The organism is Olleya sp. AS48 (genome assembly GCF_038900355.1).
Lineage (GTDB): Bacteria > Bacteroidota > Bacteroidia > Flavobacteriales > Flavobacteriaceae > Olleya.
In genome coordinates this window covers 110527-128047 of record NZ_JBBMRD010000008.1, presented here as the reverse complement: position 1 = coordinate 128047, position 17521 = coordinate 110527, and the positions used below count along the sequence as shown (strand labels likewise).

The 17521-nt window shown below is 31.1% G+C and carries 16 protein-coding genes; 5 read left to right on the top strand and 11 right to left on the bottom strand.

Translation table 11 applies throughout. The features are described 5' to 3' along the window. Window positions 1-101: 101 nt before the first annotated feature. A complete protein-coding gene (gene lpxK, locus WNY60_RS11260) occupies window positions 102-1109 on the top strand; it encodes a tetraacyldisaccharide 4'-kinase (protein ID WP_342862422.1) in 1008 nt (335 codons plus the stop codon). Here lpxK and WNY60_RS11255 read toward each other — a convergent pair. The 6 genes from WNY60_RS11255 to WNY60_RS11230 all read right to left on the bottom strand — a co-directional run bounded on the left by WNY60_RS11255 (window position 1087) and on the right by WNY60_RS11230 (window position 7208). Next, window positions 1087-3339 (bottom strand): ATP-binding protein, encoded by a 2253-nt coding sequence (locus WNY60_RS11255; RefSeq protein WP_342862421.1) that lies wholly within the window; start codon window positions 3337-3339, stop codon window positions 1087-1089. The genes lpxK and WNY60_RS11255 overlap by 23 nt on opposite strands. A gap of 51 nt (window positions 3340-3390) precedes the next feature. After that, window positions 3391-4383, bottom strand: coding sequence for a type I glyceraldehyde-3-phosphate dehydrogenase (gene gap / locus WNY60_RS11250; protein WP_342862420.1), 993 nt, complete (start codon window positions 4381-4383; stop codon window positions 3391-3393). A 2-nt stretch (window positions 4384-4385) separates the two neighbouring features. Then, on the bottom strand, window positions 4386-5264 hold the full coding sequence (gene lipA, locus WNY60_RS11245) for a lipoyl synthase (protein ID WP_145002852.1): 879 nt from the start codon (window positions 5262-5264) through the stop codon (window positions 4386-4388). An 82-nt stretch (window positions 5265-5346) separates the two neighbouring features. Further along, window positions 5347-5895, bottom strand: a complete 549-nt coding sequence (locus tag WNY60_RS11240) for a sigma-70 family RNA polymerase sigma factor (protein ID WP_339808342.1) — start codon at window positions 5893-5895, stop codon at window positions 5347-5349. After that, entirely contained in the window at window positions 5886-7001 is a 1116-nt protein-coding gene (locus WNY60_RS11235) for a glycosyltransferase (protein ID WP_342862419.1), read from the bottom strand. Before WNY60_RS11235 ends, WNY60_RS11240 begins: the two co-directional genes overlap by 10 nt. 3 nt (window positions 7002-7004) lie before the next feature. After that, window positions 7005-7208: a hypothetical protein gene (locus WNY60_RS11230; protein ID WP_028283727.1), complete on the bottom strand. Its 204-nt coding sequence runs from the start codon at window positions 7206-7208 to the stop codon at window positions 7005-7007. Window positions 7209-7410: 202 nt separating this feature from the next. On the opposite strand from WNY60_RS11230, the gene aqpZ reads away from it, so the two are divergent. Then, window positions 7411-8100 carry an aquaporin Z gene (gene aqpZ / locus WNY60_RS11225; protein WP_145002844.1) on the top strand — a complete coding sequence of 230 codons (690 nt, stop codon included), beginning with the start codon at window positions 7411-7413 and terminating at the stop codon, window positions 8098-8100. Window positions 8101-8168: 68 nt separating this feature from the next. Here aqpZ and WNY60_RS11220 read toward each other — a convergent pair whose 3' ends face one another. Genes WNY60_RS11220 through WNY60_RS11205 form a run of 4 tightly spaced genes read right to left on the bottom strand, consistent with a single transcriptional unit; the run spans window position 8169 to window position 11765 of the window. Then, window positions 8169-8963 (bottom strand): anti-sigma factor, encoded by a 795-nt coding sequence (locus tag WNY60_RS11220; protein WP_342862418.1) that lies wholly within the window; start codon window positions 8961-8963, stop codon window positions 8169-8171. A 10-nt stretch (window positions 8964-8973) separates the two neighbouring features. Further along, window positions 8974-9504 (bottom strand): RNA polymerase sigma factor, encoded by a 531-nt coding sequence (locus WNY60_RS11215; RefSeq protein ID WP_028283724.1) that lies wholly within the window; start codon window positions 9502-9504, stop codon window positions 8974-8976. Between the two features lie 57 nt (window positions 9505-9561). Next, window positions 9562-10575 carry a UDP-N-acetylmuramate dehydrogenase gene (murB, locus tag WNY60_RS11210; RefSeq protein ID WP_145002842.1) on the bottom strand — a complete coding sequence of 338 codons (1014 nt, stop codon included), beginning with the start codon at window positions 10573-10575 and terminating at the stop codon, window positions 9562-9564. Next, window positions 10575-11765 (bottom strand): pyridoxal phosphate-dependent aminotransferase, encoded by a 1191-nt coding sequence (locus WNY60_RS11205; protein WP_145002840.1) that lies wholly within the window; start codon window positions 11763-11765, stop codon window positions 10575-10577. The genes murB and WNY60_RS11205 overlap by 1 nt, the downstream gene beginning before the upstream one ends. A gap of 127 nt (window positions 11766-11892) precedes the next feature. Between WNY60_RS11205 and WNY60_RS11200 the strand changes: the two genes are divergently transcribed. Beyond that, on the top strand, window positions 11893-13230 hold the full coding sequence (locus WNY60_RS11200) for an aspartyl protease family protein (RefSeq protein WP_342862417.1): 1338 nt from the start codon (window positions 11893-11895) through the stop codon (window positions 13228-13230). A gap of 59 nt (window positions 13231-13289) precedes the next feature. Here WNY60_RS11200 and WNY60_RS11195 read toward each other — a convergent pair whose 3' ends face one another. Then, window positions 13290-13715 (bottom strand): DUF1573 domain-containing protein, encoded by a 426-nt coding sequence (locus WNY60_RS11195; RefSeq protein WP_145002836.1) that lies wholly within the window; start codon window positions 13713-13715, stop codon window positions 13290-13292. Between the two features lie 185 nt (window positions 13716-13900). On the opposite strand from WNY60_RS11195, the gene WNY60_RS11190 reads away from it, so the two are divergent. Continuing rightward, window positions 13901-16540, top strand: coding sequence for a valine--tRNA ligase (locus WNY60_RS11190; protein ID WP_342862416.1), 2640 nt, complete (start codon window positions 13901-13903; stop codon window positions 16538-16540). Between the two features lie 255 nt (window positions 16541-16795). Then, the gene (locus tag WNY60_RS11185; RefSeq protein WP_145002832.1) at window positions 16796-17497 is read left to right on the top strand and encodes a hypothetical protein; all 702 of its coding nucleotides are present in this window, start codon (window positions 16796-16798) and stop codon (window positions 17495-17497) included. Window positions 17498-17521 lie beyond the last annotated feature (24 nt).

Genomic DNA, 17521 nt, shown 5'->3' with positions numbered 1-17521 from the left:
TTAATATTTAAAACAAATATAAAATATTTACTTTCGTTACTATTATTGTTTGCTCCATTTCGTTTTTATTAAAAAAGATAAATGGGCTTTAAATATATTAAATGAAGTTTTTAAGATTTATTTTATTTCCTATTGTACCGTTTTATTATTTAATAACTTGGTTTAGAAACATCATGTTTGATAAAGGTTGGTTGGCTTCTAAATCTTATGATTTTCCAATTATTTGTGTTGGTAACCTTAGTACAGGAGGAACTGGAAAAACACCAATGGTTGAGTATTTAATACGTTTATTAAAAGATGATGTTAATTTGGCTACCTTAAGTAGAGGTTATGGACGCCAAACTAAAGGGTTTAAGCTAGGTGATGCTTCGACTAATGCAACAATTTTAGGTGATGAGCCTTTTCAGTTTTATAATACGTTTTCAGAAGATATTAAAGTTGCAGTGGATGCAGATAGACAATCTGGAATCTCTAATTTATTGCGTTTAAAGGATAAGCCAGATGTTATTTTGTTAGATGATGCTTTTCAGCATAGAAGAGTTAAAGCAGGATTAAATATCATGTTGACCACTTTTGATAATAGATATACTAAAGATATTGTATTGCCAACTGGTAATTTGCGTGAACCAAAATCAGGAGCTAAGCGTGCAAATATTATAGTTGTAACCAAATGTCCAGAAGAGATAACAGAAATTAATAAACAGGATATAATTGCTGAAATCAAACCTTTAGCTTATCAACAGGTGTTTTTTAGTAAGATACGTTATAGTGACAAAGTATATTCTGAAAACAAAACAATTGCAATAGATCAATTAACAGATGATTTTAAATTGGTAACAGGTATTGCTAATGCAAAACCATTAGTGTCCTATTTGAAGAGTAAAGATTTAAGTTTTGAACATTTAAATTTTAAAGATCATCATGAGTTTTTATCCTCTGAAATCGAGTATTTATCAAAGTATGAGCTAATAATCACTACAGAAAAAGATTATATGCGTTTAAAAACGGAAGCTTCTTTACAAGGTAAATTATTTTATCTACCTATTAAAATAGATATTGATAACAGTGATAAGTTTGATGCCATTATTAAGACGTATGGTTTAGGGTAGGGTTGTCTCCTTTTTCCGACAGCATTAAGGCATTAAAAAGTTTTTTCTCGAAGTCTTCTTGTTTAAAAGGTTTAGGGATAATATCTGTAAATCCAGCTTCTTCAAATTCTTGCATTTTATCCTCAATAGTAACAGCAGTTAATGCAAAAATAGTAAGTTCTTTATCAAAGGTTCTGATAATTTTTGTGGCTTCCATACCACTAATTCCTGGCATGTGGATGTCCATTAATACAACATCGTATTTGGTGGTTTTAACCATGTCAACAGCTTCTTCACCATTATCCACAACGTCACAATACAGTTTCATTTTATTCAGGATTTTTTTGGTGATCATTTGGTTGATCTTGTTATCCTCTACAACTAGTATTTTTATGTTGCTTAATTCAATTTCGTCAATTTCGTTAAAGTAGTTTGCCTTTTTCTCAACAATAATCTCATTACTTTTTTTCATAGGTATTTCAAAGAAAAAGGTAGTTCCTTTTCCTAGCTGACTTTTCATGTAAATTTTTCCTTTTAATATATCTATTAATCCTTTAACAATGGATAGACCAAGTCCAGTTCCTCCATATTTACGGTTGATTTGAATTGATCCTTGAGAAAAACTTTCAAACATATTTTGTTGCTTTTCTTCACTAATTCCAATACCATTATCTTCTACTTCAAATCTAACTTCAAAATTTTCTCCATTTTGATTCTGTTTGATAATTCTAATCCAAATATCTCCATCCTTTGTAAACTTAATAGAGTTACCAATAAGGTTAATTAGTATTTGAGAGATTTTTAATTGATCTGCATTAAAATTAGTTGGTAGGTCTCTGTCGTATTCTAAATGCAAGGTGATATTGTTGTCTAAAGCAGAATTGTTTAGTGCTGACATGACATTTTCAGCTTTCTTTTTAAGATTAAAAACTTCAGGTTCTATATCTACTTTATTGGCTTCAATTTTATTAATTTGAAGGATGTCATTAATAAAAGTTAAAAGGTAATCACCAGAAAATTTAAGTGATTTTAAGTGTTGTACTTGGGTAGGTTTTGGGTCTTCCTCCAAAAGCATATTTGTTAATCCTGTTACAGCGTATAAAGGTGTTCTTAACTCATGCGTTACCGTAGATAGGAAGTTAGCTTTGGTTTTGGTAGCCAATTCTGCTTTTTCCATTGCAATGGTTAATTCTGCATTTTTTTTATGTAAAATATTATTAGATTTTAATCTAATATTATTGTTTTTATATAACGAAAGCGTCAATAATGATAAAATTGTAATTAAAGCAATACTTAATATTGTTGTTAGTTTTTCTAACCAAGTTGAGCTTGCCTCTTTTTCTAAATCAGCTTCTTTTTCTTTTTGGTATTCTACGGGATTACTGTAAAGTTTGTCTATCCTTTTATCTGAAGAAAGAAAACCACGCTTAGCCATTAATAATGAATCGTTAAGTTTGATGTGTTTTTTTAAATAGGTATTTGATTTTTTATAATCTTCAGTTTCGTTATAAATATCACTTAATGCAGCATAAGCAATGTTAGTAATGGAAGGGAAGTTGTTTTTTTGTGCAATGGTTAATCCTTGTGTAATTAACTTTTCAGCTTCAGTAAATTGGCCTAACTTTATTTTATTTTTCCCTAAATGGACGTAAGCGCTACTAAGTATTTTATTGTTTAAATAGCTTTTAGATATGCTAACTGCTTTTTCATATTCTATTTCTGCTTCTTCGTAGTTTTCTAAGTTATAGTAGGCATCACCTTTATATAGGACCGACTCTGCTTCAAAATCATGTAAGTCTTCATTTTCAAAAAGAACTTCGGCAGATGTAAAATAATCTAGTGCGCGATTAAAATTATTTTTACTCATGTAAACGATACCAATCGTTTTGTAAGTTTCTGCTATGTTAATATTATCCTCTGCAAAGCGTTGCTTTTCAATAGCTTTAATTAGCGTTTGAAGGGCTTCGTTAGATTCCTCAGTAATAAATTGAATTTTTCCAATTTTTGAGTAGATTAAACCAATGTTTTTATTGTCATTAATTTGATTAGCCAAGGCTAAAGCTTCGTCTAAATCGCTTTGCGCTTTGTAATATTGATTGTTATCAATATTTTTTTGAGCTTGACTAATGTTAAAGTTTATTTTGCTCTTAATGACTTCCTTTTCTTTTTCTGTTAAGTTTTGTGCTTGTAGGTTTAATCCTATAAAACACAATATTAAGCACGTGAAAAATTTTATAAAATGGGATTTCATTGGTTGGGTATATATAAACAAATATAAATATTTATACTCTAAAAGTTATTTTTATTCCGATAAATTGGAAATCAAATCTATTATTCGGCTAGAGTAACCAGTTTCGTTGTCATACCATCCAATAATTTTTACCATATTACCTATAACAGAGGTCATTTGAGCATCAAAAATACAGGAGTGTGGATTGCCAACAATATCTATGGATACTATTGGGTCCTCAGTATATTCTAAGATGTTTTTAAATTTGCCTTTAGATGCATTTTTAAAAGCCTGATTTATGGCTTCAATAGTGACCGTTTTTTTAACATTAAAAGTAATATCTGTTAACGATCCATTGGCTACAGGAACTCTAATTCCGCATCCACCAATTACATTTGATAACTCAGGAAATATTTTTGTTAAAGCCTTGGCAGCTCCAGTTGTTGTTGGTACAATACTTTGTCCAGCAGCTCTAGCACGTCGTAAATCCCTATGTGGCTGATCGTGTAGGCTTTGGTCTGTGGTGTACGAGTGTATTGTTGTTATGTATGCTTGATTAATACCGCAAAGCTCATTGATTACGTCAATCATTGGAGCTGCGTTATTTGTAGTACATGAGGCGTTTGATATTATAGTTTCAGTACCATCTAAATCGTTTTGATTAATGCCTAAAACAATAGTTTTAATATCATCTTCAGTTGGAGGTACGCTTAAAATTACGCGCTTAGCTCCATTGTTTATATGATGTTGTAAATCTTCTGTAGTTTTAAATTTTCCGGTTGCTTCAATAACAAAATCTGGAGCAAATTGGGACCAGTCTATAGTTTTAGGATGTGTTTGGTTTAAAAGTGAAACAGATACATTGTTTACAAGTATAGTGTTTTCTGTGGAAGAAATTTCAGCAGGAAATACACCATGTATACTATCATACTTTAGTAAATGACTTAACGTTTTTGCATCTGCTAAATCATTTATGGCAACAACCTTAATATTGGGATTATTATGTAGTAGTCTAAAAACGCGTCTTCCAATACGTCCAAAACCATTAATAGCTACTGTAATCATATTTAATTTATGTGTTTTTGTGCTTTATAAGAAGAACGTACTAATGCGCTACTTTCTACATGTCTAAATCCAAGTTTTAGTCCTATTTCTTCATACTCTTTAAATTCGTCAGGAAGTATAAATCGTTTAACAGGTAAGTGTTTTTTACTTGGTTGTAAATATTGACCAATGGTAACAACATCCACATCGTTATCACGTAAATCGTGTAAAGTTTGAATAACCTCTTCACGCGCTTCACCAAGACCTAGCATAATCCCAGATTTTGTTCTGCGTTGTCCTTGTTGTTTTAAGTATTTTAATACGCCTAAACTTCTTTCGTATTTAGCTTGTATACGGACTTCTCTGGTTAGTCTTTTTACGGTTTCAATGTTATGAGATACCACTTCTGGAGCTACATCAATAATTCTGTCAATGTGCATTTCTACACCTTGAAAATCAGGGATTAATGTTTCTAGTGTTGTTTGTGGATTCATTCGTCTGACAGCATCTACTGTTTCTGCCCACATAATACTTCCCATATCTTTTAGGTCATCTCTATCTACACTTGTTAATACAGCATGTTTGATTCCCATAATTTTTATAGAACGTGCTACCTTTTCTGGTTCGTCCCAATCAACATCCTCTGGACGTCCAGTTTTTACACCGCAAAATCCACATGATCTAGTACAAACATTTCCAAGTATCATAAAAGTTGCAGTTCCTTCTCCCCAACATTCTCCCATGTTTGGACAACTTCCAGATGCACAAATAGTGTTTAATTTGTATTTATCTACTAATCCTCTTAATTCTGTATATTTTTTACCTGTTGGTAATTTAACGCGTAACCATTTTGGTTTAGGTTGTCTTTCTGGTAATATATTTGATGCAGTTTCTGTATTCATAGTTGCAATTTTGTAGATGCAAAGATACGAAGTATTTTGGTTAAAATTTAAGGAGTAGGAGTAAAGTAGGGTAAGCTAATAATTACTTTTTTTGAATAATTTCTGCTAATAATTTTTTAGCACGAAGTAACTTTACTTTTATATTATTAATTGGCTCTTTTAGCTCGTCAGAAATTTCTTTGTAACTTAATTCTTGAAAGTATCTTAGGTTTATTACTTCTTGATAATGTGGTTTTAGCTTTTTAATGTCACGAAGTAATTTAGCTAAATTTTGTTCTGTAATTAGTTTGTCTTCAACAGATGGTGTTTCGTCTAAAACTTGATAGACAGCATTGTCATCTGTATTTGAAATAGCTTGTTTAATGCTGTTTTTTTGTTTTCTAATAATATCAATATGAATGTTTTTAGAAATTGTAATTAACCAAGTATTAAATGCGTATTTGCTGTCGTAAGTTTTTATTTTGTCAAAAGCTTTAGAGAAAGTTTGAATGGTAATGTCTTCTGCATCGTTTTCATTTTGGATGCGTTTAAGTTGAAAACCATAAACCTTATCCCAATAATTATGAAGTAAATAATTAAACGCTTTTTGGTCGTTTTGTTTGGCTCTTTTTATTGCTTCTTCTATTTCCAATAATTTGGTTTTGAAATTTTATTGGCTATAAAGATACTAAATTGCAATACAATCAAGGTTATTTCTAGGATTGGTAACAATAAAATGGTGTCTTTTTCGTCTAATTTATTTGCAGAAAAGCCTAAACTTAAAAATTGAATGATAAAACGTAAAATAATTAGACCCAAAACAAAAGGCCATAAATAGGTGGTTATGGCTAATACAATCGCTAATGTCCAAAAAAGTATTTGCGAGATATAAAAACTAGCCAATAAAAATTGATGCTTAAATTTATAATATTGAGCAGTTGACACATGTCTGCGTTTTTGTTTAAACCAATCTTTTAATGAAGACTTTGGTATGGAAGATGTAAAACTGTCCTTATTGTAACAAATTGCTGTGTTGGTTGCATTAGCAGCTTCGTTGATAAAAAGATCATCATCTCCAGATCTAATTTTCATGTGTTTAATAAAACCATTAGTTTTAAAAAACTCATCTCTATGGTAGGCTAAATTACGACCAACACCCATAAAAGGAATCCCAACTTTTGCAAACGAAAAATATTGTGTTGCAGTCAGCAAGGTTTCAAATCTGATTAGTTTATTTAAAAATGAGTTTTTTATTTTGTTATACGCACCATAACCTAAAATAATGGTGTTCTCGTCATTAAAACTTTGACTCATTTTGTCGATCCATTGGTTTGAAACCGGTTGGCAATCTGCATCAATAAACAATAAATGATTGTGTGTGGCAGCTTTTATGCCTAGTGAGAGTGCGTATTTTTTATTTCCCCAAAAGGCTTCAATATTTTTGACATCTACAATTTTAATATTGCTATGTTTAGATTTAAAATCTTCAAAAACATCTAAAGTCTCATCGTGAGATGAGTCGTTTATTAGTACCACTTCAAAATTGGGATACGATTGATTTAATATGCTAGGTAGAAATTTTTTAAGGTTTTGTGCTTCGTTTTTGGCACAGATAACTACAGAAATTGGATAGTTTCTGTTTAAAGAGGTTGTAATACTTTTAGAAAAAGCAAAGCTGCCAAATAACACAGCATAATATAATACCTGAATAACAACCACAGCTACAAAGCTGTAGAATAAAACCTCAAGTATTAGCATGTATTAAGAATGTTGCGTTTCGTTGCAGTTGTCAAACTGATCTGGAGTTTTACCGCAAAATCCGCAAGATTCTCCTGTTGTGTTTAACATTGGATTTTGACTTGCGCAAGTACCAGCAAATTTACCATCTTTTTTTGCCCATATTTTAATTGCTATTCCAGCAAAACCTAATGCTAGAAGACCTAATGTAAGTAGTAAAAGTTTCAAATTATTTTTCTTTTTTTGTGACTACAAAGATACTAAATTTTAAAGAATAATGTAAAGGTTTTATAAAACCTCTAACAGTGTTTTTATCTTTTATATCTATTAAAGTTGTTTTTTATCGAATTTTTTATTCAAGCGAAAAATAAGTGTCTAACATTTGTTTTTTTTAAATATCTTAAACCCTTAACTTTTAATTATTTAGATTATGAAAAAATTATTGGCAGAATGTTTTGGAACTTTTTGGTTAGTTTTTGGAGGTTGTGGTAGTGCAGTCTTTGCAGCAGGTTATCCAGATTTAGGTATTGGATTTGTTGGTGTAGCATTAGCTTTTGGATTATCCGTATTAACAATGGCTTACGCTGTTGGTCACGTATCTGGAGCACATTTTAATCCTGCAGTATCTATAGGTTTATGGGCTGGTGGCAAGTTTCCTGCAAAGGAGCTACCTGGTTATATTATTGCACAATTAGTTGGAGCTATTTTAGCAGCTGCAGCATTATTATATATTATTTCTGGTAAAGCAGGATTTTCTGGTCAAGGTGGTTTTGCTGCTAATGGTTATGGCGCTTTGTCACCTGATGGTTATTCCATGATGTCTGCTTTGGTGACTGAGTTTATTTTGACCTTATTTTTTCTATTAATAATATTAGGAAGTACGTACCCTAAAGCACCAAAAGGATTTGCAGGTATTGCTATTGGTTTAGCTTTAACTTTAATTCATTTAATTAGTATTCCTATAACAAATACGTCTGTTAATCCAGCAAGATCAACTAGTCAAGCTTTATTTGCCGAAGGTGGTGAATATATGGGACAACTATGGTTGTTTTGGTTAGCACCAATTGCAGGTGCAATTGTAGCTGGTTTAATCCATAAAGCGCTGTTTAGTAAGGATTAAATCGTTGAATTTTGACATAAAAAAAAGCCTCATAATAGTTATGAGGCTTTTTTATATAGTATAACTAATTAGTCATTAATCTTTAACGAGATCTCTGCAACAGGTGTGTCATTTGATCTAAATTGACTACCTCCTTTAGGTTCTATGGATATACTTAACCCTAAAGCATCTTCTGTATATGGTATTTCTTGTAAGCGTCTGTCTGCTTCACTTAGCACACCAAGGTTAACCATTTTATCTTGTAAGTTAGCCCAAATTTGATATACTTTGTCATCAGGTAATTGAGGCAAGGATACTACATCAATCATAGATTTTTTTTCTTCTGGATTAATGTAAGCGACAGTCTTAAGGTTTTTAGCTCTAGTATTACCTGTTAACACATATTTTTCTGTTTCAGGATTATTTAATTGTTCAAACTGTTGTAATACTTTATTTAAAGTACTATTGTTATTGGATATATCACTTCTTAAATCAAAGATTTCATCAGCGATGGTTTGATTTTCATCTGCTAAATTATTGTTTTGATTAAGTAGATAAACAGAGCTTCCTGCAAATAATAGTGCAGCCACACTTGCTGCAATTGCTAAGCTATACCATTTTTTTGATTTTTCTGGTTTTAATGCTACTACTGGTTTATCGTCTAGAGTATCTAGAACATTATCTAAAATAGATTTTGGTGCTTTTACCGCATTTAATTGCGTAGTAAATTCTAGCTTGTCTTCAAGCTTTTGAAATGCTTTTTTAACTTGTGGGTATTCTGATATGTAATGCTCTACCTCTAAAGTTTCTGAAGCTGTAGTTAGACCTATTAAATATCTGTCTAATAAGTCAGTGTCTAAAAATGTTTTTACTTTCTGATTCATCATTTTACAATTAAGGGTTGTAAATTTTTTTCAATTCACGTAACGCAATTTTTAATCTTGATTTTATTGTACCTAACGGTATGTCTAATTCTTCGCTCGCTTCTTGTTGCGTCATTCCTTCAAAAAAGAGCGCGTTTATAACTATTTGATACTTTTCGTCTAACGTGTTTAAATGCTTTTTAATATCTAAAACATCCTCGTTTAAACTATTAGTTGTCAGTTTATATACGTTTGAATCTTCGATTTGGACTTCTTTGTTAGATTTATTATTTACAGATCTAATTTTATCGATTGCCGAGTTATATGCAATGCGGTATAGCCAAGTGAATAATTTGGCTTTATCAGGATTATAACTTTTACCTTTTTTCCAAACTTTTATTAAAGTCTCTTGAAGCACGTCTTGCGCTAAGTCGTCATCCGAAATCACTTTTTTTATGACTCCAAATAATGCATCAGCATAATTTTCGTATAACAAATTAATGGCTTGTTTGTCGCCATTTTTAAGGTGTGTTATAATATGTTTTTCTAAAGAAAATTCCAAGCTATTGTATTGTAGTTGTTAGTTAACTAATTTAAATTGAAGTTGTTTTATATTGTGTCAAAAAATATTTACTTCAGCTTCAATTGAAATATTAAAGATACGATAAATAGTATTTTGTATTAATTTTGAAAGGTTTAATATGTCTTCTCCTTTAGCGTCGTCATAATTAACTAGTACTAAGGCTTGTTTTTTATGCACGCCATAATTACCAAATGTTTTTCCTTTAAAACCTGCGGTTTCAATTAACCATCCAGCAGGTATTTTTATTTCGTTTTCAGAAATCACATAATGTGGCACTTCTTTAAAGTTATCTTGCAATTGTAAGAACTGAGATTTTGAAATAACAGGGTTTTTAAAAAAACTTCCTGAATTGCCAATAATTTTAGGGTCTGGTAATTTGCTTTCGCGAATAGCTATAACTGCTTTGGAGATGTCTTGTATTGTGGGTTGGGTAATATTCATGGTTTCTAACGCTGTAGTTATAGCACCATAATTAGTATGCAAAATGTGGTTTTTAGTTGTTAGTTTAAAAACCACACTTGTTATTATATATTTTCCTTTTGCTTCTTGTTTAAATATTGAATGTCTATACCCAAAATCACAGTCCTGCTTAGTAAAAGTTTCTGTTTTTAAAGTGTCTAGATTTAGAGCATTGCAAGAGTAAAAATGATCTTTTAATTCTACACCATAAGCGCCAATATTTTGTATTGGGCTTGTGCCAACATTACCAGGAATTAAAGACAAATTTTCTAAACCGCCAAAATCTTGTTTTAGTGTCCATTTTACAAATTCATGCCAGTTTTCGCCAGCTTGACACTCTATTAATACATGATTATCTGTAGTGTCAACAATAGTTTTTCCTTTAAGATTTAATTGTATCACTAAAGCATTTACAGGTTTGGTAAGTAACATATTGCTACCACCACCAAGGATAAATTTATTGGTGTTTTTATAATTAGAATAGATAAACCTTAAATCTTGGACAGTGCTAACTGCTACAAATTGTTTAGCGTTAACATCTATTCCAAAAGTATTATAAGGTTTTAAAGATATGTCGTTTAAAATATGCACTAGTCTTTATATACTTTTAATGCTTGTTTGATAATATTTACTGCTTTTTTTAAACTGTCTTGATTTAATACATAAGCAATACGGATTTGATTTAATCCAACTCCAGGTGTGCTGTAAAAACCTGCAGCAGGAGCGACCATAACGGTTTCTCCATCAATATCAAAATCTTCTAAAAGCCATTGTGCAAAAGCGTCACTATTTTTTATAGGTAATTGTGCGATACAATAAAAAGCACCTTTTGGATTAGCTACTTGGACACCATCTATTTTTTGCAATTCTGCGATAAGCACATTACGTCTTTCAACGTACTCTTCAATAACATCGTCAAAATAACTTTGTGGTGTTTCTAAAGCAGCTTCACTAGCAATTTGTGCCAAGGTTGGAGGACTTAATCTTGCTTGTGCAAATTTTAATGCAGTTGCGATAACTTCTTTGTTTTTAGAGACTAAACAACCAATTCTTGCACCACACATACTGTAACGTTTAGACACAGAGTCTATGACTATTGCATGGTCGTCTAAACCTTGTTCTTGTAATATAGAATAGTGTTTTGCTCCATCGTAAGCAAACTCACGATAAACCTCGTCAGCTATTAAAAATAAATCATGCTTTTTAACTATTTCGGCTAATTTTTTTATTTCGTCTTTTGAATATAAATAACCAGTTGGGTTTCCTGGATTACAGATTAATATTGCTTTAGTTTTTGGTGTGATAAGTTTTTCAAACTCTTCAATTGCAGGTAAGGCAAAATTGTCTTCTATTTTCGAAATTACAGGTACGACCTTAACACCAGATGCAGTTGAAAATCCATTGTAATTTGCATAAAACGGTTCAGGAATAATCACTTCGTCATCAACATCCATAATGCTTCCAAAAGCAAAAAGTAATGCTTCACTACCACCTGTAGTTACAATAATATCGTCATGTTTTACATGGATATCATTTTTTTGGTAATAGTTAGCGATTTTTTTGCGATACTCTTCAGATCCTTCAGATCGTGTATAAGCTAATATATCTAAGCCATGCATTTTTACTGCATCAAGAGCTGCTTGTGGTGTCTTAATATCTGGTTGCCCAATATTTAAATGATAAACAGTTTTTCCCATTTTATATGCTTTTTCAGCAAAAGGAACTAATTTTCTAATTGGTGACTGTGGCATTGATTGCCCTTTTTGAGAAATTTTTGGCATTACATATCGTTTAGGTTACAAATTTGCGAAAAATAATTGTAATGTTTCTTTAAAAAAAGACCTTTTAAAAGAGATTATAGTTAAAAGATTTGTAATTTTATTAAAGACATAATTTATTATACCATGGATGCGCATACATAAACTATTATTTTATTTTTTTTTAATCCTTACTTTTTGTGTTAATGCGCAAAGTAACTACAAGTTAACAGATAAAATTAAATCCCAGAAAATAGAGTTTGAGTTAATTAATAATATAATTCTTATTCCTGTCGAGGTTAACGGTATTACTTTAAAATTTCTGCTTGATACAGGTGTTAGCAAACCAATTCTTTTCAATTTTATAAAAGGCTCAGACTCGTTAAAAATTTTAAATTCAGAAAAAATTAAAATTAAGGGACTTGGAGATGGAGACTACATTGACGCTTTAAGATCTAGTCATAATACTTTTAAAATTGGAGACGCAATAAATACTGATCAAACATTGTTTGCAGTATTTGATTCCAGAATTAATTTGGCTCCTAAGTTAGGTACACCAATAGATGGTATTATTGGCTATGATTTGTTTAAGGATTTTGTTGTGGAGGTTAATTATTCTGGTAGATATATTAGGTTAAACAATCCTGAAAATTATAAGTATAAAAGGTGCAATAGATGTGAAGTTTTAGATTTAGAATTTAAAGATAATAGGCCTTATTTAAATACTAACGTAACTATTAAAGATAAATTAGTTCCAGTAAAACTACTTATGGATTCTGGAGGTAGTGATGCCTTATGGTTATTCGAGGATAAAGATAAGGGCTTGCAGCATAGCGAAAAATATTTTGAAGATTTTTTAGGTTCTGGACTTAGTGGAGACGTTTTTGGTAAAAGAACTAAAATAGAAGCGCTAAACTTAAATCGTTTTACTATTAAATATCCTAAAGTTGCTTTTCCTGATTCTGTAACTGTGAAGGCAGTTAAAAAATTTAAAGATAGAGATGGTACAATTGGTGGCGAAATTTTAAAGCGATTTAATCTAATTGTAGATTATTCAAACTCTAAGATTACTCTTAAAAAAAATAGTAGTTTTCATGATGCGTTTAGTTATAATAAAAGTGGTTTGCAAGTAGAGCACGATGGTGTAAGAGTGGTCATGGAGATTAATGTTGAAGAAAACAGTGCTCATATTAGAAGTGAACAGTCCAATTCCATTGCAGTTAATAGTGTAGTAAAGACAAATCGTAATTTTTCATTAAAACCAACATATATAGTACATAATGTTGTCAAAAACTCTCCTGCTTATTGGGCTGGAGTCCAAAAAGGTGATGTTATATTAACAATAAATAATAAAATTACTTTTGATTTAACATTAGATCGTATTGTTAATCACTTTTATAAAAAATCAGGTACTCAAATTAAATTGTTAGTCAATAGAAATGGTTATGAAAAAGAAATTAAATTTAGATTAAAATCTCCCATAGAATAGACCATAAAAAAAGCCGAAACATATGTTTCGGCTTTTAAAATATGATTTAAATAGAGAGCTTATTGCTCCATTACACTTTTTCCTTTTTTCTCTAAAACACTAGTTTTAGCAGGATCAATAACTTCTCCTCTTATTTTTAAAGATACTGTTGGTGTGTCAGCATTAGATAAAACAGTAATTGTTTTTCTAATAGGCATAACTCTGTTAGTATCATATTTTACTTCAATTTCTCCAGTTTCTCCAGGCATTACTGGTGCTTCTGGTTTTTTAGGTACTGTGCATCCACAGCTAGAGCTAACTTTAGATACAATTAAAGGTGCATTACCAGTGTTTGTAAACTCAAAAGTTCTTACACCATTATCTCCTCTGTTAATAGTTCCGTAGTCTATAGTCGTATCTTTAAACTCTATTTTTGCTACTTTGTCCTGAGCATTCATCGATAAACTAATAAGTCCGATAAATAATATTGTAAATAATTTTTTCATTGTATTTTGATTTTATTGGTTTGTAAATCTAATTACTTTTATTCCATTTTACAAAGTTATTAGATGTAATGCATACTTGCAAATACTTATAACATATTTAACTATACATTATTCATCGTTATAATTTCACAAAAACAGAAATATAAGTACTTTTGTAAGATATATTTCAAAAACTATTCCAAAGTATGCAAATTCCATCAAAATATAATGCTATACAAGCAGAAAATAAGTGGTATGACTACTGGATGAAAAATAATTATTTTCATTCAGAACCAGACGACAGAGAGCCTTACACAATTGTAATTCCTCCTCCAAACGTAACAGGAGTCTTACATATGGGACACATGCTTAATAATACTATACAGGATGTTTTAATTCGTCGCGCACGTTTACAAGGTAAAAATGCCTGTTGGGTACCTGGTACAGATCACGCATCAATTGCTACTGAAGCTAAAGTTGTTGCTAAATTAAAAGAACAAGGTATTGACAAAAATGACCTGACAAGAGACCAGTTTTTGGCACATGCTTGGGAATGGACAGAAGAATATGGAGGCGTAATCCTTGACCAACTTAAAAAATTAGGATGTTCTTGCGATTGGGATCGTACCAAATTTACAATGGACGACGACATGTCTGAAGCTGTAATTAAAGTGTTTGTGGATTTACACAACAAAGGATTAATATATAGAGGTTACCGCATGGTAAACTGGGATCCTGAAGCAAAAACAACCTTGTCTGATGAGGAAGTTATCCACGAAGAGCGTCAAGGAAACCTATATTACATAAATTATAAAATTGAAGGCAGTGACAATACATTAACTATCGCTACCACACGTCCTGAAACTATATTTGGAGATACAGCAATTTGTATTAATCCAGAAGACGAACGTTTTGCACACTTACGTGGAAAGAAAGCCATAGTGCCAATTTCTAATCGTGTTATTCCTATAATCGAAGATGATTATGTTGATATCGAATTTGGAACTGGGTGTTTAAAAGTTACACCAGCACATGACGAAAACGATAAGAATCTTGGAGATAAGCACAAATTAGAAGTTATAGATATCTTTCATGAAGATGCAACATTAAATAGCTTTGGATTACAATTTGAAGGTCAGGATCGTTTTGTGGCTAGAAAAAATGTAGCTAAAGAATTAGAAACATTAGGTGTTTTAGTGAAAACTGAAACCCACATGAATAAAGTAGGGACTTCAGAACGTACAAAAGCTGTTATCGAGCCAAGATTAAGTGACCAATGGTTCTTAAAAATGGAAGAGTTGGTTAAGCCAGCAATCGAAGCTGTTTTAGGAGAAGATGCTGAGATTAAGTTATTTCCGAAGAAATTTGAAAATACATACCGTCATTGGATGGAGAATATTCGTGATTGGAATATCTCACGTCAATTACTTTGGGGACAACAAATTCCTGCCTATTTTTATGGAGATGGTAAAGAAGATTTTGTAGTTGCAGAAACTATTGAACTAGCTGTTGAAAAAGCACAAAAAGTAACAGGAAAAGCAGATTTAAAAGCAGAAGATTTAAAACAAGATACAGATGCTTTAGATACTTGGTTTAGCTCTTGGTTATGGCCAATGTCTGTTTTTGATGGAATCCGTAACCCAGAAAACGAAGAAATTAAATATTACTATCCTACTAATGATTTAGTAACAGGACCAGATATTTTATTCTTTTGGGTTGCACGTATGATAATTGCAGGTTATGAGTATAAAGACCAAAAACCATTTAACAATGTCTATTTAACAGGTTTAGTACGTGATAAGCAACGTCGTAAAATGAGTAAGTCCTTAGGTAACTCGCCAGACGCTTTAAAATTAATAGAAGAGTATAGTGCAGATGGTGTTAGGGTTGGGTTACTATTAAGTAGTGCAGCAGGAAATGATTTAATGTTTGATGAAGCCTTATGCCAACAAGGTAAAGGTTTTGGAAACAAAATTTGGAACGCTTTTAACTTAACCAATTTATGGGAAGTTAGTGATACTATTGCGCAACCAGAATCTAGTAAAATAGCTTTAGATTGGTACCAGTCTAAGTTTAGTGAAGCTTTATTAGAAATTGAAGATCACTTCAGTAAATACCGATTAAGTGATGCTTTAATGGCTATTTACAAACTAGTTTACGACGATTTTTGTGGTTGGTTATTAGAGATTGTAAAGCCAGCATATCAACAACCAATTGATGCTGCTACATATAATAAAGTGATGTCTATTTTTGAGGATAACTTAAAAATATTGCATCCATTTATGCCTTTCTTATCCGAAGAAATTTGGCAGTATATTGCTGAAAGAACTCCGGAAGAAGCACTAATTGTTGCAAAATGGCCTGAAGCTAAACCAGTAAACAAAGAGTTAATTGCACAGTTTGAATTTGCTTCAGAGGTTATTTCTGGAATAAGAACCGTTAGAAAAGAAAAGAACATCGCTTTTAAGGATGCGATTGGTTTTTCAGTTATAAATAACGAAAACTCAAATACAGCGTTTGATACTGTAATTGCAAAATTAGGTAATTTAGAAGCTATCGATTATGTAAATGAACCTGTTGAAGGTGCATTAACCTTTAGAGTAAAATCTAACGAGTACTTTATTCCAATGGATGGTGCAATAGATGTAGAAGCAGAAATTGTTAAGCTAACGGAAGAGTTAAAGTACACAGAAGGTTTTCTTAAATCTGTACAAAAGAAACTATCTAACGAGCGTTTTGTTGCAGGAGCACCAGAGCAAGTAATTGCCAATGAGCGTAACAAAGAAGCAGATGCTTTAGCTAAAATAGAAACATTAAAAAGTAGCTTGGCTAGTTTAAAGTCGTAGCTTAAAATTATTTTATAAGTGAATAGCCTTTCCGTTTGGGAAGGCTTTTTTTTGTCTACGATTATTTGTTAATTTTTTGAATTATTCACATTTTAACATGTTGAATTTAACATTTTGTTTTATTAAAAGGTCTTATGTTCTCATTTTAATTAAATTAATGTTAATTTAATCTTCTTTTTTATGCTTATTTTATAATTTTTTGTGATTTAGTATTTCAAAAGTCTAATATCTTTGATTCAAACCAAAAATATTATTATGAAAAATTTAAAAAATGCAATCGGACTAATCACAATAACAGGACTTCTATTTACGTCTTGTATGGATGATAAAAAAAATAATCAATCTAATATGACTGATTCAGAAACTAGTCAAGACGTTAAATTAGACGCCAATTCAAAAGCAATGTCTTCAAATTCAGACAAAGTATTGACTAATAAAAATATGTCTAATGGTAATACAGCAACAACCAAGTCTGGAGATGTTGTCACTAGATCTATAAATACTAAAGTAAACGCAATGCAGATTAGTGGATGGGATGGATTTAATAAGCTTTCCATTCAAATGAAAAAAATTGAAGATGCAGACTTTAAAACTAAATCAGCTGCGATACCTAACATGGGATCTATAATTGGGTCACTTCAAAGTACACGACCAGATTGGATGAAAACAGAAGAAATCACTGAAGATATTGAAGACGTTCAAAAAGAATATAACGAATATATTAAGGAGCAAAACGGAAAGGAAAAACGTAATGTCAGAAATTTAGAAGAATTAAGTGAAGCTTATGATGACTTAGTTGAAGAGATTAATGAAACCTTTGATGAATATGTCAAAATTAATCGTAAAGCTAATGAAGAATATAAAGAAGAGATTATGGATGATGGTGATGTAGATGATGCTAGAGAAGAGTATAATGAAGAAATAAAAAAGCTAAATAAAGTAGCTGACGATAAATAATAAAGTGTTAATTATTACAGAAAA

What these genes read in the sequence shown, in the direction of transcription:
- WNY60_RS11195 (WP_145002836.1), bottom strand. Translation starts at nt 13,715, where the DNA reads ATGAAAAAATTATTTACAATATTATTTATCGGACTTATTAGTTTATCG.
- aqpZ (WP_145002844.1), top strand. Translation starts at nt 7,411, where the DNA reads ATGAAAAAATTATTGGCAGAATGTTTTGGAACTTTTTGGTTAGTTTTT.
- WNY60_RS11200 (WP_342862417.1), top strand. Translation starts at nt 11,893, where the DNA reads ATGCGCATACATAAACTATTATTTTATTTTTTTTTAATCCTTACTTTT.
- lpxK (WP_342862422.1), top strand. Translation starts at nt 102, where the DNA reads ATGAAGTTTTTAAGATTTATTTTATTTCCTATTGTACCGTTTTATTAT.
- gap (WP_342862420.1), bottom strand. Translation starts at nt 4,383, where the DNA reads ATGATTACAGTAGCTATTAATGGTTTTGGACGTATTGGAAGACGCGTT.
- WNY60_RS11190 (WP_342862416.1), top strand. Translation starts at nt 13,901, where the DNA reads ATGCAAATTCCATCAAAATATAATGCTATACAAGCAGAAAATAAGTGG.
- lipA (WP_145002852.1), bottom strand. Translation starts at nt 5,264, where the DNA reads ATGAATACAGAAACTGCATCAAATATATTACCAGAAAGACAACCTAAA.
- WNY60_RS11235 (WP_342862419.1), bottom strand. Translation starts at nt 7,001, where the DNA reads ATGCTAATACTTGAGGTTTTATTCTACAGCTTTGTAGCTGTGGTTGTT.
- WNY60_RS11205 (WP_145002840.1), bottom strand. Translation starts at nt 11,765, where the DNA reads ATGCCAAAAATTTCTCAAAAAGGGCAATCAATGCCACAGTCACCAATT.
- WNY60_RS11185 (WP_145002832.1), top strand. Translation starts at nt 16,796, where the DNA reads ATGAAAAATTTAAAAAATGCAATCGGACTAATCACAATAACAGGACTT.
- WNY60_RS11220 (WP_342862418.1), bottom strand. Translation starts at nt 8,963, where the DNA reads ATGAATCAGAAAGTAAAAACATTTTTAGACACTGACTTATTAGACAGA.
- WNY60_RS11255 (WP_342862421.1), bottom strand. Translation starts at nt 3,339, where the DNA reads ATGAAATCCCATTTTATAAAATTTTTCACGTGCTTAATATTGTGTTTT.